Below are 21,864 nucleotides of genomic sequence, written 5' to 3' on the forward strand. Positions count from 1 at the left end.
AGACGGGGGGGGGGGGGCGCGGCGCTTTTACGCGGGGGGGGGGGGGGGGCCGGGTGGGGGGGGGGGGGGCTGGGGGCCCCCCGGGGGGGGGGCCCGGGGGGGGGGGGCGCCCCCCCCCAGGACCCGTGCGCACACGAAAGGCATTTGGACAGGGGGCGCTGGCCAGATCTTTCGACGCAAGGGGTGCTGAACCGACATGACAACCACCGACCTATCGACATCCGTCCCCTACAGGGAGGTGACGGATCGCAACGGCCGCCTGTACCGCATCGGTGAGACCGATCGGGACATCATGGGGCGACCACGCTGGACCATGGTGCTCTTCCCCTGGATGGGGATGCTGGGCATCAGCTCCTCGGAGTACGCGTTCACCTCCGCCGAGGACACCCTGCACGACGCCCATCTCTGGGGCAGCGGGCACATCTTCTGGCTGATGGGCGTCTGGATATTCTTCCAGGCCGCCGTCGCCTTCCCTGCCGGGCAACTGCGTGAGAGCGGACGGCTGCCCGCGCGGCACGCCATGATGCTCGGCGCGCTGGGCACCGTCCTGGGGTACCTCTCGCTCGCGTTCGCGCCGCATGTGACCGTCGCGTACATCGGTTTCGGCATGTTCAGCGGCATCGGCGCAGGCCTGGTCTACGCGACCTGCGTGAACATGGTCGGCAAGTGGTATCCGGAGCGCAAGGGCGGCAAGACGGGCCTGGTCAACGGCGGTTTCGCCTACGGCTCGGTGCCCTTCGTCTTCCTGTTCACCTCGTACATGGACCTCGGGAACTACCAGGGCGTCCTGGTGGCGGTGGGCCTGTCCTGCTGTGCCGTGGTCGCCTTCGCGGGCTGGTTCTTCAAGGACCCGCCCAAGGGCTGGTGGCCCGCGCACGTGGACCCGCTGAAGGTGTCCGACGACCCGAGGATTCGCCGGGCGCTGGAGAAGAACCCGCCGGCGGTGAAGCAGTACACCCCCAAGGAGGCCGCCCGTACGCCCGTTCTCTGGATGATGTGGTTCTGTCTGCTGTGCACCGCCGGGATCAACATCTTCGGTATCGCCTTCCAGGTGCCGTTCGGCAAGGACATGGGGTTCGCGGGCGGGATCGTGGCCACCGCGATGTCCCTGAAGGCGATCGTCAACGGCACGGGTCGCGGCGTGATCGGCTGGATCTCCGACCGCTTCGGACGCCGCAACACACTGATCATCGTCTGTCTGGTGCTGGGCTCCGCCCAGTTCGGGGTGCTGGTCTCCGGCCAGATGGGCAGCATGCCGTTCTTCCTGTTCTGCTCCATGGTCTCCGGATTCGGCGGCGGGGCGATCTTCCCGCTGTTCGCGGCCATGACGGCGGACTACTTCGGCGAGAACAACAACGCGTCCAACTACGGAATGGTCTACAGCTCGAAGCTGATCTCGGGGCTCGTGGGCTCGGGCATGGGCGCGGTCGTCGTCGGCGCGTGGGACTACCACGGGGCCTTCGTGCTCGCGGGCTCCATCGGCCTCGCCTCCGCCGTGCTGGCGCTGTTCCTCAAATCACCGGGCCGGCCGAAGGCCCGGAGCATCGTCCCCAACCCGCAACCGCTCGGCGAGGAGATGGCGTGACATGACGACAGAACCCATCGCCACCCAGGGCGCTTCGGCCAACGCCGGCGCCTCGAATGGCTCGTACCGCGAAGTCACCGACGCCCGGGGCCGCATCTACCGGATCGGTGAGACGGACCGCGACATCCTGGGCCACTCCCGCAAGTTCATGGTGTATCTGCCATGGATCGCCATGATGGCCATCAGCGTCTTCGAATACGCGTACGGCTCGGCCGAGGACACCCTGTCCCACGCCCACGGCTGGACGCAGAGCAACACCTTCTGGATATTGAGCGTCTGGGTCTTCTTCCAGGCCGGCATCGCCTTCCCTGCGGGCTGGCTGCGGGAGCGGGGCCTCCTCACCGCCCGCAGGGCCATGTACGTAGGCGCGGTCATGTGTGTGATCGGCTTCCTCGCCCTCTCGCACCTGAGCAACGTACTCCTGGCCATCCTGGGCTTCGGCGTCATCGGCGGCCTCGGCTCCGGCCTGGTGTACGCGACCTGCATCAACATGGTCGGCAAGTGGTTCCCCGAACGTCGGGGCGGGCGGACCGGATTCGTCAACGGCGGCTTCGCGTACGGCTCCCTGCCATTCATCTTCATCTTCAACTACGCGTTCGACACCGGGAACTACCACCGCGTCCTGGACCTCATCGGCTGCTACGTGATGATCGTCGTGCTGTCCTGCGCGTTCTTCTTCAAGGACCCGCCGAAGAACTGGTGGCCCGCGGACATCGACCCGCTGACGTACGGCGGCAACAGCAAGACTTCCGCCGCCCTCGCCAAGAACCCTCCCGCGGTGAAGCAGTACACGCCCAAGGAGGCCGTCAGGACGGGTGTGCTGCCCCTGATGTGGATCACGCTGGTCATGACCGCGGGCGTGTCGATCTTCGGGATCTCCTTCCAGGTCGACTTCGCCAAGGAGGTGGGCTTCGGCCCGCTGGTGGCGGCGTCCTCGATGGGCATCATGGCCGTCATCAACGGGATCGGCCGGGCGGTGGTGGGCTGGCTGTCCGACACCTGGGGCCGCAAGCTGACCCTGGTGTTCGTCATCGTCGTGCTGGGGCTCGCGCAGTTCGGCGTGATCTGGGCCGGTGACGTCAAGAGCGAGTGGCTGTTCCTGTTCTTCGCCTTCCTCTCCGGGTTCGGCGGCGGCGCGTTCTACCCGATGTTCGCGGCGCTGACCCCGGACTACTTCGGCGAGAACTACAACGCCACCAACTACGGCCTGGTGTACAGCGGCAAGCTGATCAGCGGTCTGTTCGGCGGCGGTCTCGGCTCGATGGTGGTCGCGGCCTGGGGCTACAACGGCGCGTACGCGCTGGCCGGCGGTATCTCGATGCTGGCGGCGGCGATCGCGTTGCTGCTGAAGCAGCCGGGGCGCGACAGCGAGGTGCGCACCCCCCAACCGCAACCCGCGAGCTGAGAGGTCTTCCGGCCAACGGATCGAGAGGTCCTCTTACCGGCACGGAGCACGGATCGGGCGGCCCTCCCCACGTGGCACGTTGTGGGAAGGGCCGCCCGGTGCAGGTGCGCAGCCGCGATGCTAGTGACGCCGCTCGCGGAGGGCCGCGAGGTTGCCGTAGCCGATCTTCGCGTGCGTGAGTGACTGCCCGGGATCCGTGGCGCTCGGGGCGTTGTCCTGCTCGACCATCGGGTTGTGGTAGTTCCGGTCACCGACACGCGAGAAGAACGTGGTGTAGTCGATGACGCCGGTGCCGAACGGCACCATGTCGTAGCCCATGCCGTTCGTCGTGTTGACGACGCCGTCCTTGGCGTGGAAGAGCGGGTAGCGCTTGTTGTTGCGGACGACGAGGCCGGCGGGATCGAACACCTTCTCCCGGGTGGAACCGTCGTGGGCCGTGTACGTGTGGAACTTGTACTGGGCCACGTGCGCCCAGAAGATGTCCATCTCCAGCCAGACCACCTTCGGGTCGGTGATCTTCAGGAAGTACTCGAGCTTGCGGATGCCGGAGCTGCGGGTCGGGTTGCCCTGGGCGTCCAGCGGGCCTCCGTCGAGCAGGAAGCCGTACGCCGCGTCGTGGTTGTGGGTGTACAGCTTGAGGCCCTCGCGGCGGGCGATCTCGCCGAGCGCGTTCCACTTGTCGCCTGCCACGTCCCAGTCGGCGCGGTAGGCGCTGCCGGTGGGGTCGCCACCGGTGCCCATGTGCGCCATGCCGAGGATGTTGGCGATCTCCAGGTGCTTCTTGAAGGTGTCCAGGTCGGCCGTGGTGAGGGGCCAGGACGGGGGTATGAAGCCGTGGTTGCCCTGCGCCCGCAGCCCGTACTCGTCGAGCCAGGAACGCAGCAGCTTCGCGCCCTGTACGGACTCCAGGCTCGCGCCGCCGGGAGCGTTGGCGTGCTGGCCGTATCCGGCGAACTCCACCTGCCGGTAGCCGAAGCGCGAGAGTTGCCTGAAGACCTCGCGGAAACCGGAGGGCAGGTCGGTGGCGAGCGGGTCGCGGCCCGTGGCGTCCCGGACGGTGTAGAGGATGATGCCGCGCTTGTTCGCGGGGACGAGGACGTCACCGCCGTGGTCGTGGCCGTGGTCTCTGCCCCGGTCCTGGGCGAGGGCTGGCGCGGCGCCGAGGACGGGTGCGGCGATCGCCGCGGTCGCGGCGGCGGTGCAGGTGCTGAGGAAACGGCGGCGGTTGATGCCGAGCGTGCGGCGCAGGGCGTCGCCGGTGGCGGATTCGTCGTTGAACGCGGTCACGGTTTCTCTCTTTCGGATCGGTGTGCGGCGGTGTCGGATGCCGGGTGGTCTGCTGCTCGTGCGCAGGTCAGAGGCGTGCGAAGGGCTAGCCGGACGCGTTGTCAGTGGCGCGTGCTTCACTTTCCGTAGTTGCTCGTGACGGGTCGTGACGGGTTGTCGTGGCTCCTACGGCCTCGTCATGCGAGGCCGGCCAGATCGAGCAGCAGGGATTTCACTTCGGTGGCCGCGATGCGGCCGGGAGCGGTGTGGGGGGTGGAGCAGATGAGGAGCGGACCTTCGTCGTCGCTCGTGGGAAGGCGGCCATGGCTGCCGCGAATAGGTGAGGGGTCCAGCGGCACGACCGCCATGCGGTAGCGCAGGCCGAGCTTCTTGCGCGCCAGTGCCGTGGCCGCCTTCACCTTGACGTAGGGATCGAGGGGATCCATGAAGAGTTCGACCGGGTCGTAGCCGGGTTTGCGGTGGATCTCGACGAGTTGCGCGAAGTCGGGCGCGCGGGCGTCGTCGAGCCAGTAGTAGTACGTGAACCAGGCGTCCGGCTCCGCGACGGCGACGAGTTCGCCGGAGCGCGGATGGTCGAGGTGGTGGATCTTCTTGCCCTCGTCGTCGAGGAGCCGCTCGACGCCGGGCAGGTCGGCGAGGGCTGCCTTGGTGGCCTCCAGGTCCTCGGGGCGGCGCACATAGACATGGGCGATCTGGTGGTCGGCGACCGCGAAGGCTCGGGAGGCCATCGGGTCGAGGTACTCCATGCCGTCCTGTGTGTGCACTTCGAGGAGTCCGGCGCGGCGCAGGGCGCGGTTGATGTCGACGGGGCGGTCCGCGCGGGTGATGCCGTACTCGGAGAGCGCGACGACGGTGCGGCCTTCCGCCCTCGCGTCGTCGAGGAGGGGGGCCATGGCCGTATCGAGGTCGGCGGCCGCCTGGAAGGAGCGCGGGTCGTCGGGGCCGAAGCGCTGGAGGTCGTAGTCGAGGTGAGGGAGGTAGCAGAGGGTCAGGTCCGGTCGGCGGGTGCGGTTGATGTGGCGGGTCGCGTCGATGATCCAGCGGCTGGAGACGAGGTCGGCGCCGGGCCCCCAGAAGTGGAACAGGGGGAACGTGCCGAATTTCTCGGTGAGTTCGTCGTGCAGGGCCGGGGGCCGGGTGTAGCAGTCGGGTTCCTTGCGGCCGTCGGCGTAGTAGACGGGACGGGGAGTGACGGTGATGTCGGTGTCGGCGCCCATGGCGTACCACCAGCAGATATTGGCGACCGTGTAGCCGGGATGCGCGCGGCGGGCGGCGTCCCACAGCTTGTCGCCGGACACCAGGCCGTTGTGCTGCCGCCACAGCAGTACGTCGCCGAGCTCGCGGAAGTACCAGCCGTTGCCGACGATGCCGTGCTCGGACGGGTGGGTGCCGGTGAGGAAGGTGGACTGGGCGGCGCAGGTGACGGCGGGCAGGACGGTGCCGAGCGGGGCGCGGAAGCCGGATTGGCCGAGGGCCTTGAGGTGGGGCATGTGGTCGAGGAGACGGGGGGTGAGGCCGACGACGTCGAGGACGAGGAGAGGAGTGGGGCCGGCCGGCTCCTGTGGTGGTGGGGTCACGGCAGCTCCTTGAGGCCGAGGTCCGTCAACAGGTCCCGGGCGAGGGTGAGTTCGGCGGCGATGCCGTCGGCGAGCTGGGCGCGGGCACGGGGGCGCAGCTCCGGCGGGAGGGCCTGCCAGGTGTAGGTCTCGACCTCCAGGTGGTGGGTGAGGGGGTGCGGGCCGCCGACGAGGCGGGTCAGTGCGGCCCGCAGGACGGGGAGGGTGGAGGTGAGGGGTGCGGCGGGGGCCGCGTGCAGCGGGACGTGGAAGTGGGCGCGCCACGGGGAGGCGTCGGGCAGGGCGTCACCGGCGAGGGCCTCGCCGAGGTCGTCTGTGCCGCGCAGGCCCGCGGCGGTGAGGGTGCGGGTCTGGTGCAGGAAGCGGGGTTCGTCGAAGGCCGAGAGGGCGGCGCGGACATCGGGGAGATGGGGGTGTTCGGCGTGCAGGGCGGCTGAGAGCTGGGATTTGACGATGGGGACGCGGGCCTGTGTGAGCGCGTCCAGGGCGGTGTGCGGGTCTTCGAAGGAGGTGGCGAGGTGGCAGGTGTCGACGCAGATGCCGATGCGGTCGTGACCGATCGCGGTGAGTGGGGCGAGGGCGTCGCGGGTGGTCTCGACGGTGCAGCCGGGTTCCGGTTCCAGGCCGATGCGCAGGGAGCGGCCGGTGAGTTCGTGGAGGGCGTCGAGGCGTTCGGCGAGCGTGGTCAGCGCGGTGTGCGCTGCCGTCGCCCGCTCCTGGTCGTATGCGGTGCGCCAGCCGAGGGGCAGGGTGGAGATGCTGCCTTCGGTGACGTCGTCGGGCAGGAGCTGGGCGAGGACTCGGGCCAGGTCGGTGGTGTGGGCGAGGCGTTCGGGGTCGGCCCAGTCAGGCTGGTAGACGCGGTACTTGACCTCTTCGGCGCCGAAGCCTTCATAGGGGAAGCCGTTGAGGGTGACGACTTCGAGGCCGCGGCGTTCGAGTGCGGTGCGCAGGCCGCGCAGCGCGGCGGGATCGGTGACGAGGGCGTGCGCGGCGTCCCTGGCCAGCCACAGGCCGATACCGAGGCGGTCGCGGCCGAGGCGGCGGCGGACGGGTTCGCAGTGGTCGCGGAGTTGGTCGAGAACGCCGTCGAGGGTTTCGGCCGGGTGGACGTTGGTGCAGTAGGCGAGGTGGACGGTGGAGCCGTCGGGGTGGCGGAAGCGCATCGCTCACTCCCCGCCACGCAGGATGGAGTTGCCTTCGTGGGTGACGTCGGGGGTGGTGACATCGAGGTTCAGCCGTCCGCTGAGGCCGTAGAAGGCGACGGGGTTGCGCCACAGCACCCGGTCGACGTCGTCGTCGGTGAACCCGGCGGCCAGCAGGGCGTCGGCGACGCGGCGGGTCTTGAGGGGGTCGCTTCTGCCCCAGTCCGCGGCCGAGTTGACGAGTACACGCTCCGGCCCGTACTCCGTCAGGACGGCGACCATGCGTTCCTCGTCCATCTTGGTGTCGGGATAGACGGAGAAGCCCAGCCAGCAGCCGCTGTCCTTGGCCTCCTTGACGGTGTTCTCGTTGAGGTGGTCGACCAGGACGCGGTCCGGGGACAGCGCGGACTCCCGGACGACGTCGAGGGTGCGGCGCAGGCCGGCCTGTTTGTCGCGGTGCGGGGTGTGGACGAGCGCGGGGAGCTCGTGGTCGGCGGCGAGTTGCAGCTGGGCGGCGAGGGCGGTGTCCTCGGCGGGCGTCATCGAGTCGTAGCCGATCTCGCCCACGGCCACGACCTGGTCCTTGACGAGATAGCGGGGCAGTTCGCCGAGGACGGGGACGCAGCGGGGGTCGTTCGCCTCCTTGGGGTTGAGGGCGAGCGCGCAGTGGTGGGCGATGCCGTACTGGGCGGCGCGGAAGGGTTCCCAGCCGAGGAGGGAGTCGAAGTAGTCGAGGAAGGAGGCGACCGAGGTGCGGGGCTGGCCGAGCCAGAAGGAGGGCTCGACGAGGGCGCGGACACCGGTGGTGTGCATGGCCTCGTAGTCGTCGGTGGTCCGTGACGTCATGTGGATGTGGGGGTCGAAGATGCGCATCAGGACTCCTTGCCGGATGTGCGGGAGGTACCGCACGGGCCTGCGGGGGCGGCGGTGGGCTCGGTCAGGGCCAGGACGCGGTACAGGTCCTCGGGGACGGGACGGTCCGCGGCGGTGCGTTCGCGCGCGTAGTCGCCGAGCATCCGGGCGAGTTCGGCGTCCGCGTGGGCGCGCGGCGCCAGGTCGGCTACGACGTCCACGGGCACGCCGGTGAACAGGCACTTGAGGACGGCGTGCCGCCAGGTGTGGGCGTCCAGGTGGCGGGCGGCGTACGGGCCGAGGGCGGCGGCGACGAGCCGGGTGTCGTTGGTGCGCAGAGCGTCCTCGACGAGGGGCAGCGCGTCGGGGCCGGGCACGAGGTGGGGCAGGGCGTGCAGGACGGCCCGGCGTTCGGCGGCCGTGCCCTGCCGGTAGACGCGGGCGAGTGCGTCCGGGTCGGCGCGGGCGGCGTGCAGGAGGAGCACGCGGGCGGCGTCGGCGTGCTCGGCGCCGCAGCGGCGGCCCGCCTCGGCGATGCGCAACTCCCAGACGGAGATGGGTCCGTGGGTGCCGGGGTGGTCGGCGGCCTCGTCGAGGGCCTGGTCCAGCCAGGCGCGGGCGGCCGGGGCGAGGGAGGTGTTCAGGCGGGTGCGCAGGACGGCGAGGGCGGGTTCGGCCGGGTGGCTCGCCGTGCTGCCGTGGGGTGCGTGCGGGTGGTGGTTCACGAGGTGCTCCCTTCGGCGCCTGCGGGGATCGCCCGGGCCGCGCGGTGGAGGAACGGGAGGGACTGTGCGGCGAAGTGGGGGCCCGCGTGGGAGTGGCGGGGCAGTTCGACGACGGTCAGCGCCTGGTAGCCGGTGGCTGCCAGGGCTTCGAGTACGGGCGGGAAGTCGATCTCCCCGTCCCCGAAAGGGAGGTGTTCGTGGTGGCCGCGGCGCATGTCCTCGATCTGGACGTGCCGCAGCCAGGGGGCGGCGGCACGGACGCAGTCGGCGGGCGGCAGGGGTTCCAGGCACTGGCAGTGGCCGATGTCGAGGGTGAGGCCGAGGGCGGGCGGGTCGCCGAGGATGCGGCGGAGGTGGTGGAAGTCGGCGAGGGTGGCGAGGAGATGGCCGGGTTCGGGTTCGACGGCGAGCGGGATGCCGGCGTGGGTGGCCGCGTCCAGCACGGGGGTGAGTGCCTCGGCGAGGCGCTTCCAGGCGGTGTCCTCGGCTGTGTCGGCCGTGACAGTTGGGTTGGCCGTGTCGGCCGGGTTGGCCAGGTTGGCCGTGTCGGCCGGGTTGGCCGGGAGCACGCCGGCCGGGAGCACGCCGCTGAAGCAGTGGACGGCGTGGGCGCCGAGGTCGGCGGCGATCCGGACGGCGCGGATGAGGAGGTCGACGCGGCGGAACCGGTCGGCCGGGTCCGGGTCGAGGAGCGAGGGGCCGTGCTTGCGGCGCGGGTCGAGGACATAGCGGGCACCGGTTTCGACGGTGACGCCGAGTCCGAGGGTGTCCAGCCTGCGGGCCACCTTCCGGGTGCGGGCGGCGACGTCCGGGGCCAGAGGATCCAGGTGCATATGGTCGAGGGTCAGGCCGACGCCGTCGTAGCCGAGGTCCGCGAGGAGGCCGAGGGCGTCGTCGAGGCGGAGGTCGGCGAGGCCGTTGGTGCCGTAGCCGAAGCGCAGGGGGTGGGTGTTCGTGGCACGCGGCCGGGGGCTCGTGCGGTGGGGTGCCGGGGTCATGTGACGCTCACCTTCCTCGCGAATCTGCGGGCCGCCGGGGCGAGGGCGGCCGTGAGGAGGGCGGACGCGGGGGCGCCGGAGCGGGCCGCGAGGGCGGCCTGGAGGGGGATCATGGCGCGGATTCCGCCGCTCACGGCTCGCTGGGTGAGCGGGGGTGAGGGGTTGAGGGTGGCGTGGAGGAGAGGGCGGCCCGAGGTGGTGACGAAGGCGGCGGCGAGGGCGGTGCGCAGGGCGTCCGCGGCGGGGTGCCGGGAGGGGACCGCGCCCGAGGCCCCCGGGGTCCTCGTCAACCTCCAGGCGAGCGTGCCCGTCGTGGTGAGCGCGGCGAGCGGTGCGAGCGGGGCACCACCCCGGGTCTCGCCGCGGGACACCGTGGTCACCGCGAGGGTGTGGGTGGCCAGGGTCAGGGCGGCGGGCAGGGCGGGGCGGGCGCTGCCGCCGGTGGCCGTCGCGCCGAGGAGCAAGTCCAGGCCGCGCGCGGTGGCCATCGCCGCCGGCCCGGCGGGGGTTCGCTTGAGCGCGAGGTCGTACGCCCAGACGGTGACGGCGAGGGGGGCCGCGACGGCGAGGGCGGGGCGTCCGGCGCGTGCTGCCAGGGCCAGGCCCGCCGCCGTGAGGGCGCCTGCGGCTGCGAGGGCCGCGGACGGTCGGACGCGTCCGGAGGGCAGCGGGCGGTGTGGGCGTTCGAGGGCGTCCTCGGTCTGGTCGGCCCAGTCGTTGAGGGCCATGCCCGCCTCGTACAGACAGAGGGAGGAGGCGATGGCGAGCAGGGTGCGGGGGCTGGGCCGGGTGCCGGTGGTGGCGGCGCCGGCGAGGGCGTCGCCCGGGACGGTGAACAGGGCGGGCAGGCGGAGAAGTTCGGCCCAGGCCCTGGCACCGGCCCTGGCGCCAACCCTGGCCGTCGTACTCACTCGAGGGCTCTGCGGCGACCTCGTCGTGGTCGGTCGGTCCGGCCTGGGCGAGCGCGGCGTCATCGGGTCTCCCCGGGGAGTGCGCGGAGGCGTTGCGCGAGCCCCGCCAGCGCCGCGTACTGCTCACCCAGCGCCGCGGGCCCGTCGCCCACCGGGTCCTTGAAGTAGAAGCCGAGTTCGCTCAGGGGGCCCGAGAGACCGGCCTCGTGCGCGCGGGACACCAGGCGCGCGAGGTCGAGGATCAGGGGCGCCGCCAGTGCGGAGTCGCAGCCCTGCCAGGTGGTCTGGAGGATCATCCGGGTGCCGAGGAAGCCGTCGAAGGCGATGTGGTCCCAGGCGGTCTTCCAGTCGCCGAGGGCCGGTACGTCGTCGATGTGCACCTCGCCCTGCGGGGCGCCGCCCAGGGTGTCCGCGAGGACCCGTTCCTTGCCGGTGTTCTTGGCCGCGGCGGCGGCCGGGTCGGCGAGGGAGGCGCCGTCGCCGCCGCCGAGCAGGTTGGTGCCGGACCAGGCGCGGACCGCCAGTGCGCGCTGCGCGAACATCGGGCCGAGCACCGACCGCAGCAGGGTCTGGCCCGTCTTGCCGTCGCGGCCGGCGTACGGGAGGCGGGCGGCGCGTGCCGCCGAGGCCAGCGCCGGGTGGTGCAGGCCGGTGGACGGGGTGAAGTTCACGTAGGGGCAGCGGGCCGCCAGCGCTGCCGCCGCGTACAGCGAGCTCGGGGGCAGGGCGGAGCCCACGGGTGCGGGTTCGGTGGAGGCCACGTTGAGCACGACCGCCCGGGTCAGGCCCCGTCGTCGTACGAAGTCGCGCAGGTCGGCCGCGAAGGCGTCCACGAGCTCCGACTCGTCCCGTGTGTCGCCGGGGGCGGGGCCGCCGGGGCGGATCTCCGCGTCGGCGGCCTCCAGTTCGGCCGCGATCGCCGAGGGGAGGCCGGGTGGCAGCACACCACCGGCGGCCAGGGCCTCGGCCCGTTTCGGCAGTGGGCAGTCCACGGTGTCGTGGCCGCCGAAGACGAGGGAGGACAGGGTGGGCAGGCCGCACTCGGCGAAGAGGGATGTCTCGGTGACCATGCCCGTCGGGGGGTGCAGGCCGGCGGTGAGGGCCGCGCAGCCCGCGATGACGGTGGTGGCGACGGAGCCGCGGGCTCCGATCAGCCACACCCCCACCCGAGGTTCGGAAAGGGACGCGGGCATGGGTGACATGGGCAGCCTCCTTGTCGTACGTCAGCCACACAGGAGAGAGGGGAGAAGAGAGGAGAAAGAAGCGTGGGGGGCGAGACGGCGGGCGGGGGTCCGGCGTCCCCCGCCCGCCGCCGGTCAGTCGCCCTTCGTGGGCAGTTCCTTGATCCGGACGTCGCGGAAGGACACCTGGTCGTCGGCTCCGTGGTTCTGCAGGCCGATGTGTCCGTCGCGCAGGCTTCGTACCGGATCGGTGTTGGTGAAATCGTTGATCTTCACGCCGTTGAGCCAGACGCGGAGGTGCTCGCCCTCCACGCGGATCTCGTACGTGTTCCACTCCCCCGGCGGGTTCAGCGCGCGGTCGCGCTTCTTCAGGTCGGCGGACTGGAAGCTGTACACGGCCCCGGTGGTGCGGTCGGGGGCGTCGGTCGCGTCGATCTGGATCTCGTAGCCGTTGTCGACGGCCGACCAGGGGTCGTCGGACTCCGGAAACCCGACGAACACTCCGGAGTTGTCGTCCCCGGCCACCCGCCAGTCCAGCTTCAGCGAGTAGGAGCCGAACTCGGAACCGGCGTACCAGAGCATGCCCAGGCCGCCGTGCGATGTCAGCGTGCCGTCGTCGCTCAGCGAGAACGAGCCCGGGCCCGCCTGTTTCCACGCCGACAGCGACTCGGCCGTGCCGTCGAAGAGCGGCCGGTAGCCGTTCTCCGGGCGGCAGTCGGCCTGTGCGGCGCCGATGGCGTACCGGATGCCGCCCAGCAGGTGCTGCCGGAAGGCGGGTTCCGCGTACGACTCCTTGGTGTGGCCGCCCCCGGTGTAGAAGGCGCGGCCGCCCCGGTACTCCTGGCACCAGGCGATCGGATGATCGCCGCTCATCGTGCCGCCGGTGTAGGAGGACTCGTCGAGCGAGGCGAGGACGTGGGCCCGGTCGCGCGGATTCGAGCGGTAGTTGTACCACTCGTCCGTGCGTTCCCAGGATCTCGGGAGCTCCGAGGTCGCCGGGTGGGAGCGGTCCTCGACGGTGACCGTCGCGGGCTGGATCGCGGGGTGCGACTGGAAGTACGCGCCCGCGAGGCCGCCGTAGAAGGCCCAGTCGTACTCGGTGTCGGCGGCCGCGTGGATGCCCACATAGCCGCCGCCCCGCTTGATGTACCGCTCGAAGGCGGCCTGTTGGGTGGTGTCGAGGACGTCACCGGTCGTCGAGAGGAACACGACGGCGTCGTACCGCGCCAGGTTGCGCGCGGTGAAGGCGCCGGCGTCCTCCGTGGCGTCGACCGCGAAGCCGCCCGTGGCCCCGAGCTCCCGTACGGCCGCGATTCCCTCGGGGATCGAGTCGTGCCGGAAGCCCGCGGTCTTCGAGAAGACCAGGACCCGGCTCCTGTCGGGACCGTCCGCGCCCTTCGAGGCCGCCGGTCCCGACACGCAGCCGAGGAGCAGGGCGGCAGCGGCACCCACGGTGAACATGCGTATCGATGTGCGCATGACCGTCACCCCCCGTCAGCTCGTCGTGAAGGTGAAGTCGTCCACGTCGTAGAGCGCTCCGGTGCCGCTTCCCTTGAAGACGAGATAGAGCGTGGTGGTGCCGCGCGGGGCGTGCGCGAGATCGGCGCTGACGTCCTGGAAGGTGTCCCAGCCGCCCGTCACCGGTACGGTCGCCCGGCCCAGCGTGCGGCCGGTCGGGGAGCCCGCGCGGATCTCGAGGGTGCCGCCCGCGCCGGCGGAGGACACGCGCGCCGTGATCTTCTTGGCGTCGCTCAGGGAGTAGGGCGTGAAGGAGATCCAGTCGCCGCTGTTGATGTCGCCGACGGTCTTGCCGCCGTGCGCGGTGGTCTTCGGCTGGACGGTGATGCCGGAGGCCTTGCCGTAGTGCTCGGCCTGGCGGTGCCTGGGCTGGAGCACGTTCTGGTCGTGGGTGGTCAGCGGGGCCTGGCCGCCACCTCCGCCGTCGGTGTACTCGGCGTCGAGCACTCCGAAGATGTTGGCGTCCTGGTCGTGGCCGCCGTCGGCGCTGGTCTGGAGGGTGCCGGAGCAGCCGTTCGCCGAGGTGAGCGGGTGGCCGTGGCTGTCGTGGCCGAGGATGAAGGTGACCTTCACCTTGGCGCAGTCGATCGCGCGGCCGTCCTCGGGGTCGGTGACCTTCACCTTGAACGGCACGGGGTCACCGAAGCTGAACAGCTGACCGTCACGCGGTTGTTCGATCACAACCTTGGGTGCGGTGTTGCCGACCACGATCTGCACGCTCGCGCCGCCGGTGCGGCCGGTCGCGTCCTTGGCGGTCACCGTCGCCGTGTAGGTGCCGTTCGTCTTGTACGTGTGCGAAGGGTTCGCCGCCGTCGACGTACCGCCGTCGCCGAAGTCCCAGCTGTAGGTGAGGGCGTCGCCGTCCGCGTCGGACGAACCGGCCGAGGAGAACTTGACCTTGAGCGAGGCCTGCCCCGAGGTGCGGTCGGCCGCGGCCTGTGCGACGGGCGAGTGGCCGTCGGTGGCGTTCTCGATGCGGTAGAGGCCCGAGTTCTCGTCGCCGCCGAACCAGGCGGTGCCGTAGTCGAGGACGTACAGGGCGCCGTCCGGTCCGAACGCCATGTCCATCACCTGCGTGCCGGTCCATGGAACGGAGTTGATGGACTGCACCGTGCCGGAGGAATCGCTGGCGATCCACTTGATCCAGCGGCGGCCGAACTCTCCGGCGAAGAAGTTCCCGTCGTACGCCTGCGGGAACTTCACGGGTGAGTCGAGCGAGGCGTCGTAGTGGTAGACCGGGCCGCCCATCGGGGACTCCGAGCCGCTGCCGAACTCCGGGACGGAAGCGCCGTCGTAGGGGATCCAGGCGGGCTGGGCCGGGGGCAGGTCCGTCAGTCCCGTGTTGTGCGGGGAGGTGTTCTTCGGGGCATTGCAGTCGAAGGCGGCGCCGGAGGTCTTCGTCGCGAAGTCGTAGTCCACGTAGGCGTCGTTCTTGCCCGTGCAGTACGGCCAGCCGAAGTTGCCGGGTCCGGTGACGCGGGCGAACTCGACCTGGCCGCCGGGGCCACGCGCCGGGTCGGCCGCGCCCGCGTCGGGGCCGTAGTCACCGACGTAGACGATGCCCGTCGCCTTGTCGACGCTGAAGCGGAACGGGTTGCGGAAGCCCATCGCGTAGATCTCGGGGCGCGTCTTGTCCGTGCCGGGCGGGAAGAGGTTGCCGTCGGGGATGGAGTACGAGCCGTCGGCGTTCACCTTGATGCGCAGGATCTTGCCGCGCAGGTCGTTGGTGTTGCCGGCCGAGCGCTGGGCGTCGAAGACCGGGTTGCGGTCGGGGCGCTCGTCGATGGGCGTGAACCCGTCGGACTGGAAGGGGTTGGAGTCGTCCCCGGTCGACAGGTACAGGTTGCCCGCCGCGTCGAAGTCGATGTCGCCGCCGACGTGGCAGCAGATGCCGCGGGTGGTCTTGACCTCCAGGACGTTCTTCTCGCTGGCGGTGTCGAGGGTGCCGTCCGTCTTGAGGACGAAGCGGGAGAGACGGTTGACGCCGTCGAAGGGTGCGAAGTCGGCCGCCGTGCCCGTCTCGGGGGCGTCGCCCGCCGGGGTGTTCAGCGGCGGCGCGTAGTAGAGGTAGATGAAGCGGTTGTCGGCGAAGCCCGGGTCTATGCCGACGCCTTGCAGGCCTTCCTCGTCGTGTGTGTAGACGTCGAGTTTGCCCGCGATCCTGGTGTTTCCGGCCGCGTCGGTGAGGCGGAGTTCGCCGTCGCGCGAGGTGTGCAGGACCGAGCGGTCGGGGAGCACGGCGAGTGACATCGGCTCGCCGACCTCGGGCTCGCCCTTGGCGAGGGTGACCTGCTGGAAGTCCTCCGCCGCCGCGGTGTTCCCCGGGTCGGCGACGGCTGCGCCGGCCGGGGGTGCGCTGAGGGTGAGCGAGGCGGCCGCGAGCAGCGCGCCGCTCAGCAGGGCGAGCGCTCGGCGGAATACGGGGCGTTGTCTGTGTGTCTGGGTTCTGTCGGTGCGGGTGGCGCGGTCTTTCCCGTGCACGAATGCCTCCAGAAAGGGGCCGGTTGTACGAGCGGGTGCTTGCGCCGGGGTGCGCCGTCACCCCGGAGACACAGGAGAAGTCAGTCGTTGCCGCCGAACGCCGCGTCGAAGGATGCCGACGGCGGCTCGAAGTCGTACGCCTTGAGACGGGTCAGGGCCTCGGGTGCGCCCTGGAGCCGGTCCATGCCGGCGTCCTCCCACTCGACCGAGATGGGGCCCGTGTAGTCGATGGAGCGGAGCATGCGGAAGACGTCCTCCCAGGGGACGTCGCCGTGCCCGGCCGACACGAAGTCCCAGCCGCGCCGGGGATCGCCCCAGGGCAGGTGCGAGCCGAGGCGGCCGCCTCGGCCGTCGAGCCGCTTGCGGGCTTCCTTGCAGTCGACGTGGTAGATGCGGTCGCGGAAGTCGTAGAGGAAGCCGACCGGGTCCAGGTCCTGCCAGACGAAGTGCGAGGGGTCGAAGTTCAGTCCGAACGCCGGTCGGTGGTCGACTGCCTTGAGCGCGAGCTGTGTCGTCCAGTAGTCGTAGGCGATCTCGCTCGGGTGGACCTCGTGCGCGAACCGCACGCCCTGTGCGTCGAAGACGTCCAGGATGGGGTTCCAGCGCGTCGCGAAGTCCTCGTAGCCGCGCGCGATCATCGACTCGGGGGCGGGCGGGAACATCGCGACCAGGTGCCAGATCGCCGAGCCGGTGAAGCCTACGACCGTGTCGACGCCGAAGGCCGCCGCGGCGCGCGCGGTGTCGGCGATCTCGGCGGCGGCCCGCTGCCGTACGCCCTCGGGTTCGCCGTCGCCCCAGATCCGGGCGGGCAGGATCGCCTGGTGCCGCTCGTCGATGATGGCGTCGCAGACGGCCTGGCCGACCAGGTGGTTGGAGATCGCCCAGCACTTGAGGCCGTACTTGTCGAGGAGCGCGTGCCGGGAGTCGATGTACGAGGGGTCCGCGAGCGCCTTGTCGACCTCGAAGTGGTCGCCCCAGCAGGCGAGTTCGAGGCCGTCGTAGCCGAAGTCGCGGGCGAGGCGGCAGACCTCTTCGAGGGGCAGGTCGGCCCACTGGCCGGTGAAGAGTGTGAAGGTGCGCGGCATGTCCGGGGGCCTCCTCAGACCGCGATGGGTGTGTAGACGGAGTTCTTCTCGGCGCTCTCCTCCACCGCCGCGAGGACGCGCTGCACGCGCAGCCCGTCGGCGAAGGACGGTTCGGGGCGCCGGCCCGCGGCGATGGCCCGCACCAGGTCGCGGGCCTGGTGGGTGAAGGTGTGCTCGTAGCCGAGGCCGTGGCCCGGCGGCCACCAGGCGTCCAAGTAGGGGTGGTCGGGCTCGGTGACGAGGATCCGGCGGAAGCCCGCGTGCGTGCCGGGCTCGGTGTGGTCGTGGTACGAGAGCTCGTTGAGCCGTTCCAGGTCGAAGGCGAGCGAGCCGCGCTCGCCGTTGAGTTCGATGCGCAGGGAGTTCTTGCGCCCGGTCGCGAAGCGGGACGCCTCGAAGGAGGCGAGGGCGCCGGAGGCGAAGCGGCCGGTGAAGAGCGCGGCGTCGTCGACGGTGACCGTGCCGACGCCACCTGCCCGCGGGCTCGTCTCCGATACGGCGGACAGCCCGCTCGACGCTCCGGCGGGCAGCGGGCGCTCCCGTACGAACGTCTCGGTGAGCGCGGAGACCCCGACGACCGGCTCGCCCGCCAGGTACTGGGCGAGGTCGACGATGTGGGCGCCGAGGTCGCCGAGCGCTCCCGATCCAGCGAGCTCCCTGCGCAGTCGCCAGGTGAGCGGGAACTCCTGGTCCACCAGCCAGTCCTGAAGGTACGTCACCCGCGCGTGCCGCAGGGCTCCGAGCCGCCCCTCGGCGACCATTTTCCGGGCGAGTGAAGTCGCGGGAATTCGGCGGTAGTTGAAGCCGACCATGGACATCTGACCGCGGGCGAAGGCGGCCTCGGCGGCCTGTGTCATCGCCTCCGCCTCCTCGACCGTGTTCGCGAGGGGCTTCTCGCACAGTACGTGTTTGCCGGCGGCCAGGGCGGCGAGGGCGATCTCGGCGTGGCTGTCGCCGGGGGTGCAGATGTCGACGAGGTCGACGTCGTCCCGGGCGATCAGGGCCCGCCAGTCGGTCTCGGCCGCCGCCCAGCCGTGCCGGTCGGCCATGGCCCGCACCGCGCTCGCGTCCCGGCCGCAGACGGCGGCGAGGACCGGGCTGAGCGGCAGGTCGAAGACGCGGCCCACGGTGCGCCAGCCCTGGGAGTGGGCGGCGCCCATGAAGGCGTAACCGACCATGCCCACGCCAAGCGTCGGCTTGCCCGCGTTCGCCCCGGCTGCCTCGCCCTGGTGCGGCTGTCCCATACGGATGTCCTCCTCGTCGTCGTGACGCTGTGGGGGGTGTGAGCGGGGCGGATCACCTGAAGCCGGTGGCCATGTACTGGCCGACGTTGTCCTTGTCGACGACGGCCGAGTAGAGCGTGAGCGAGACCGGGACCTCGAACTCGGCGAGCCCCCCGATCGCCTTGCCCTGGCCGAGCGCGCGAGCGAGGTCGATCGCGGAGGCTGCCATGGTCGGCGGGTAGAGGACGGTGGCCTTCAGGACGCTGTTGTCGGCCTGGATGGCCTGGAAGGCGGAGAGCGCGCCCGCGCCGCCGACCATCAGGAAGTCCTCGCGCCCGGCCTGCTTGATGGCACGCAGGGCGCCCACGCCCTGGTCGTCGTCGTGGTTCCACAGGGCATCGAACTTCGACTGGGCCTGCAGGAGTTGGGCCATCTTGGCCTGACCGGACTCGACGGTGAAGTCGGCGGCCTGACGGGCGACCTTCTTGATGTTGGGGTAGTTCTTCAGGGCCGCGTCGAAGCCCTGGGTGCGCTGCTTGGTGAGTTCCAGGTTGTCGAGCCCGGCGAGTTCGATGACCTTGGCGTCCTGCTTGTCCTTCAGCTTCTCGCCGATGTAGTGGCCCGCGCTGAGGCCCATGCCGTAGTTGTCGCCGCCGATCCAACAGCGGTACGCCTGCGGGGTGTTGAAGATCCGGTCGAGGTTGACCACCGGGATGCCCGCACGCATCGCCTTCAGGCCGACCTGGGTGAGTGCCTTGCCGTCGGCGGGCAGCACCACCAGAACGTCGACCTTCTTGTTGATCAGTGTCTCGATCTGGCCGATCTGCGCGGCCGTGTCGTTGGAGCCCTCGGTGATCTCCAGTGTCACGTCCGAGTACTTCTTGGCGCGGCTCTTGGCGTTGTCGTTGATCGCGTTGAGCCAGCCGTGGTCGGCCTGCGGACCCGCGAAGCCGATGGTGACGTGCTTGCCGGGCTTGTCGTCGGCGGCCGGCCGGCTGTCCGCGGCCGTCGTCTCGTCCTTGGTGTCGTTGCTGGTGCAGCCGACCAGGAGGGCGCCGGCCGAGGCGGCGGCGGTCCCGAACAGGAGTCCTCTGCGGCTCGTGAAGCTGGTGGAGCTCGTGGATTCTGGCATGGCGGTGGGCCCTTCCCGTGTCAGGTGCTGCTTGCTCCCGTGTCAGGTGCTGCTTGCTGCCGTGCGCCGCTGGACCAGGACCGCGGCGACGATGATCGCGCCCTTGGCGATCTGCTGGACGTCGCTCTGCAGGTTGTTCAGCGCGAAGATGTTGGTGATCGTGGTGAAGATCAGGACACCGAGCACCGAGCCGGTGATGGTGCCGCGGCCCCCGCTGAGCAGGGTCCCGCCGATGATCGCGGCCGCGATGGCGTCGAGTTCGTACAGGTTGCCGTTGGTGTTCTGGCCGGAGCCGGACAGGATGATCAGCAGGAAGGCGGCGATGCCGCAGCACAGTCCGGAGAGCAGGTAGAGGTACAGCCGCTGGCGTCGCACGTCGATGCCGGCGAGCCGGGCCGCCTCCGCGTTGCCGCCTACGGCGACCGTGCGGCGGCCGAAGGTGGTGCGGTTGAGAATCAGCCAGCCGATGATCGTGACGACGGCGAAGACCAGTACCAGCGGCGGGATGCCGAGGACGTACGAGTCGCGTTCGCCGAGCTTCAGGATCCCGTCGATGGTGACGATCTGGGTCTTGCCGTCGGTGATCTGGAGGGCAAGGCCGCGGGCCGAGGCGAGCATGGCGAGCGTCGCGATGAACGGGACCATCCCGCCGTACGCGATGAGCAGGCCGTTGACCAGGCCGCAGCCCACGCCGACGAGCACCGCGGTGAAGAGGATGCCCGCGAAGCCGTACTCCTGGGTGGCGACCGTCGTGGCCCACACCGAGGACAGCGCGACGATCGCGCCGACCGACAGGTCGATGCCGCCGGAGGTGATGACGAAGGTCATGCCGACGGTGACGACGCCGATCACCGAGGCCTGGGTGAGGACGAGTTGGAGGTTGCGGGTGTCGAGGAACTCGTCGGGCTTGGTGATGCCGCCGATGACGATCAGGGCGACGAGCACGCCGAGCAGCGAGAGGGTGCGGACGTCGGCGCGGGCCGCGAGGGTCCGCCACGCGGGGGGTTCGCCCATCGGCGGCACCTTGTCGGTGCTGCCCCGGGGCGGGGACACGGGCTGCGTCATGACGCCGGGCTTCCTTCCATGACAAGGTCGAGTACGCGGTGTTCGTCGAGTTCCTGGGCGGCCGCCGTGTGCACGACGCGGCCCTCCCTGAGCACCAGCACGCGGTCGGCGAGTCCCAGCACTTCGGGCACCTCGCTCGACACGAGCAGGACCGCGAGGCCTTCGTCGGCGAGGCGGCGGATGACCGCGTACAGCTCGGCGCGGGCGCCGACGTCGACACCGCGGGTGGGTTCGTCGAGCAGCAGGACGCGGCAGCCGCGCAGCAGCCAGCGGGCCAGGACGGCCTTCTGCTGGTTGCCGCCGGACAGCGTCCGGATCGGGACGGACGGGTTGTCGGGGCGCAGCGACAGCTCACGTGTCGCGGCCCGCGCGGCGCCTCGCTCGGCACTCCGGTCGATCCAACCCCCACGTGAGAAGCGGGACATGGAGGACACGGACACATTGCGGGTGACGGACTCCAGCATCAGCAGGGCCTGTGCCTTGCGCTCCTCGGGCGCGAGTCCGAGTCCGGCGCGGACGGCGGCGCGTACGCTGCCGGTCCGCAACGCCCGTCCATCTACGCTGACTTGACCAGCCGTCGGCTTGCGGGCCCCGTAGATCGTCTCCAGGATCTCGGAGCGCCCGGAGCCGACGAGCCCGGCCAGGCCGACGATCTCGCCGGGGCGCAGTTCGAGGTCGAGGGGCTCGAACTCGCCCGCGCGTGCGAGTCCTTGGACTCTGAGCACCGGCTCGGACGTGGGCTGCCGCGTGGGCCGTTCCGGGAAGACGTACTCGACGTCGCGGCCCGTCATGAGCGCCACGACCTCGCGCGTCGGGGTGGACTTCGCGGGCAGCCCGCCCGCCACCGCGCGGCCGTCCTTCAGTACGGTCACCCGGTCGCCGATGCGGCGGATCTCCTCCAGCCGGTGCGAGATGTAGACGACGGCGACGCCGTCCGCGGTGAGGTCGCCGACGATACGGAAGAGGTTGTCGACCTCGTCGGGGTCGAGGGCGGCGGACGGTTCGTCCATGACGATGAGGCGTACGTCGTGGGAGAGTGCCCGCGCCATCGAGACGATCTGCTGCTGGGCGGCCGACAGCTCACCGACGAGACGCGCCGGGTCGATCTCCGGATGGCCGAGTCGGCGTAGCAGCCTCGCCGTTGACGCCTTGGCCGCCTTTCCCCGTACGACGAAACCGGCGGCGGTGGGTTCATGCCCGAGGTGAACGTTCTCGGCCACCGACAGGCCCTCCACCAGGTCCAGTTCCTGGTAGATGGTGGCGATGCCGAGGCGCATGGCGGCGATCGGGGAGCGGAGCGTGACGGGTTCGCCGCGCCAGCCGATGGTGCCGCCGTCGGGCTGGTGGGCGCCGGCCAGGACCTTGATGAGGGTGGACTTTCCGGCCCCGTTCTGGCCGAGCAGACAGTGGACCTCGCCGGCCTGGACGTCGAGGTCGACGCCGTCGAGGGCCCGGACTCCGGGGAACGACTTGGTGATGCCGGACATGGTGAGCAGCGGTGGTTCTGGTGCCATGACGGTTCCCCTTGGCGGGCGTGCGGGCCGGTTTCAGGGCGGTGCGTCCGCGGAGCGGGCGTTTTCGGGCAGGGCAGAGCAGGGCGCTGTACGGGTGGGGTGCTTTGGTGAGGTGACCTCTGGTGAGATGACCTCTGGTGCGGCTCTGGCAGGAGTGCTTCGTGCGGCTCTGACGGGAGT

At 70.8% G+C, this 21,864-nt stretch carries 17 protein-coding genes; 2 read left to right on the forward strand and 15 right to left on the reverse strand.

The features are described from left to right. Nucleotides 1-196 precede the first annotated feature (196 nt). The gene (locus ACIQTP_RS35045; protein WP_403407600.1) at nt 197-1,585 is read left to right on the forward strand and encodes an OFA family MFS transporter; all 1,389 of its coding nucleotides are present in this window, start codon (nt 197-199) and stop codon (nt 1,583-1,585) included. Between the two features lies 1 nt (nt 1,586). After that, nucleotides 1,587-2,990, forward strand: a complete 1,404-nt coding sequence (locus ACIQTP_RS35050; RefSeq protein ID WP_403407602.1) for an OFA family MFS transporter — start codon at nt 1,587-1,589, stop codon at nt 2,988-2,990. Nucleotides 2,991-3,110: 120 nt separating this feature from the next. Here the strand turns inward: ACIQTP_RS35050 and ACIQTP_RS35055 are convergent, their stop codons facing one another. The 15 genes from ACIQTP_RS35055 to ACIQTP_RS35125 form a co-directional block, all read right to left on the reverse strand. Continuing rightward, entirely contained in the window at nt 3,111-4,277 is a 1,167-nt protein-coding gene (locus ACIQTP_RS35055; RefSeq protein WP_403407603.1) for a sugar phosphate isomerase/epimerase family protein, read from the reverse strand. A gap of 176 nt (nt 4,278-4,453) precedes the next feature. After that, nucleotides 4,454-5,854 carry a nucleotide pyrophosphatase/phosphodiesterase family protein gene (locus ACIQTP_RS35060; protein WP_403407606.1) on the reverse strand — a complete coding sequence of 467 codons (1,401 nt, stop codon included), beginning with the start codon at nt 5,852-5,854 and terminating at the stop codon, nt 4,454-4,456. Beyond that, nucleotides 5,851-7,020 carry a metabolite traffic protein EboE gene (gene eboE / locus ACIQTP_RS35065; RefSeq protein WP_403407608.1) on the reverse strand — a complete coding sequence of 390 codons (1,170 nt, stop codon included), beginning with the start codon at nt 7,018-7,020 and terminating at the stop codon, nt 5,851-5,853. The genes ACIQTP_RS35060 and eboE overlap by 4 nt, the downstream gene beginning before the upstream one ends. A gap of 3 nt (nt 7,021-7,023) precedes the next feature. Continuing rightward, complete coding sequence (locus ACIQTP_RS35070; RefSeq protein ID WP_403407610.1) at nt 7,024-7,872, reverse strand: TatD family hydrolase; 849 nt, start codon at nt 7,870-7,872, stop codon at nt 7,024-7,026. Further along, entirely contained in the window at nt 7,872-8,576 is a 705-nt protein-coding gene (locus tag ACIQTP_RS35075; protein ID WP_403407612.1) for an EboA domain-containing protein, read from the reverse strand. Before ACIQTP_RS35075 ends, ACIQTP_RS35070 begins: the two co-directional genes overlap by 1 nt. Next, nucleotides 8,573-9,574: a sugar phosphate isomerase/epimerase family protein gene (locus ACIQTP_RS35080; protein WP_403407614.1), complete on the reverse strand. Its 1,002-nt coding sequence runs from the start codon at nt 9,572-9,574 to the stop codon at nt 8,573-8,575. The genes ACIQTP_RS35075 and ACIQTP_RS35080 overlap by 4 nt, the downstream gene beginning before the upstream one ends. After that, the gene (locus ACIQTP_RS35085) at nt 9,571-10,548 is read right to left on the reverse strand and encodes an SCO3242 family prenyltransferase (protein WP_403407615.1); all 978 of its coding nucleotides are present in this window, start codon (nt 10,546-10,548) and stop codon (nt 9,571-9,573) included. The genes ACIQTP_RS35080 and ACIQTP_RS35085 overlap by 4 nt, the downstream gene beginning before the upstream one ends. After that, the gene (locus tag ACIQTP_RS35090) at nt 10,545-11,678 is read right to left on the reverse strand and encodes an inositol-3-phosphate synthase (protein ID WP_403407765.1); all 1,134 of its coding nucleotides are present in this window, start codon (nt 11,676-11,678) and stop codon (nt 10,545-10,547) included. The genes ACIQTP_RS35085 and ACIQTP_RS35090 overlap by 4 nt, the downstream gene beginning before the upstream one ends. A 123-nt stretch (nt 11,679-11,801) precedes the next feature. Next, entirely contained in the window at nt 11,802-13,145 is a 1,344-nt protein-coding gene (locus ACIQTP_RS35095) for a ThuA domain-containing protein (protein WP_403407617.1), read from the reverse strand. Between the two features lie 15 nt (nt 13,146-13,160). Continuing rightward, the gene (locus ACIQTP_RS35100) at nt 13,161-15,665 is read right to left on the reverse strand and encodes a PQQ-dependent sugar dehydrogenase (RefSeq protein WP_403407619.1); all 2,505 of its coding nucleotides are present in this window, start codon (nt 15,663-15,665) and stop codon (nt 13,161-13,163) included. Nucleotides 15,666-15,745: 80 nt separating this feature from the next. Beyond that, nucleotides 15,746-16,750: a sugar phosphate isomerase/epimerase family protein gene (locus ACIQTP_RS35105; RefSeq protein ID WP_403407620.1), complete on the reverse strand. Its 1,005-nt coding sequence runs from the start codon at nt 16,748-16,750 to the stop codon at nt 15,746-15,748. Nucleotides 16,751-16,764: 14 nt separating this feature from the next. Then, the gene (locus ACIQTP_RS35110; RefSeq protein ID WP_403407621.1) at nt 16,765-17,994 is read right to left on the reverse strand and encodes a Gfo/Idh/MocA family protein; all 1,230 of its coding nucleotides are present in this window, start codon (nt 17,992-17,994) and stop codon (nt 16,765-16,767) included. Nucleotides 17,995-18,046: 52 nt separating this feature from the next. Beyond that, nucleotides 18,047-19,105, reverse strand: coding sequence for a substrate-binding domain-containing protein (locus ACIQTP_RS35115; protein WP_403407623.1), 1,059 nt, complete (start codon nt 19,103-19,105; stop codon nt 18,047-18,049). Nucleotides 19,106-19,147: 42 nt separating this feature from the next. Further along, a complete protein-coding gene (locus ACIQTP_RS35120; protein ID WP_403407625.1) occupies nt 19,148-20,170 on the reverse strand; it encodes an ABC transporter permease in 1,023 nt (340 codons plus the stop codon). Continuing rightward, nucleotides 20,167-21,684 carry a sugar ABC transporter ATP-binding protein gene (locus ACIQTP_RS35125; protein WP_403407627.1) on the reverse strand — a complete coding sequence of 506 codons (1,518 nt, stop codon included), beginning with the start codon at nt 21,682-21,684 and terminating at the stop codon, nt 20,167-20,169. Before ACIQTP_RS35125 ends, ACIQTP_RS35120 begins: the two co-directional genes overlap by 4 nt. Between the last annotated feature and the right edge of the window lie 180 nt (nt 21,685-21,864).

The organism is Streptomyces sp. NPDC090798 (assembly GCF_044768965.1).
GTDB lineage: Bacteria > Actinomycetota > Actinomycetes > Streptomycetales > Streptomycetaceae > Streptomyces.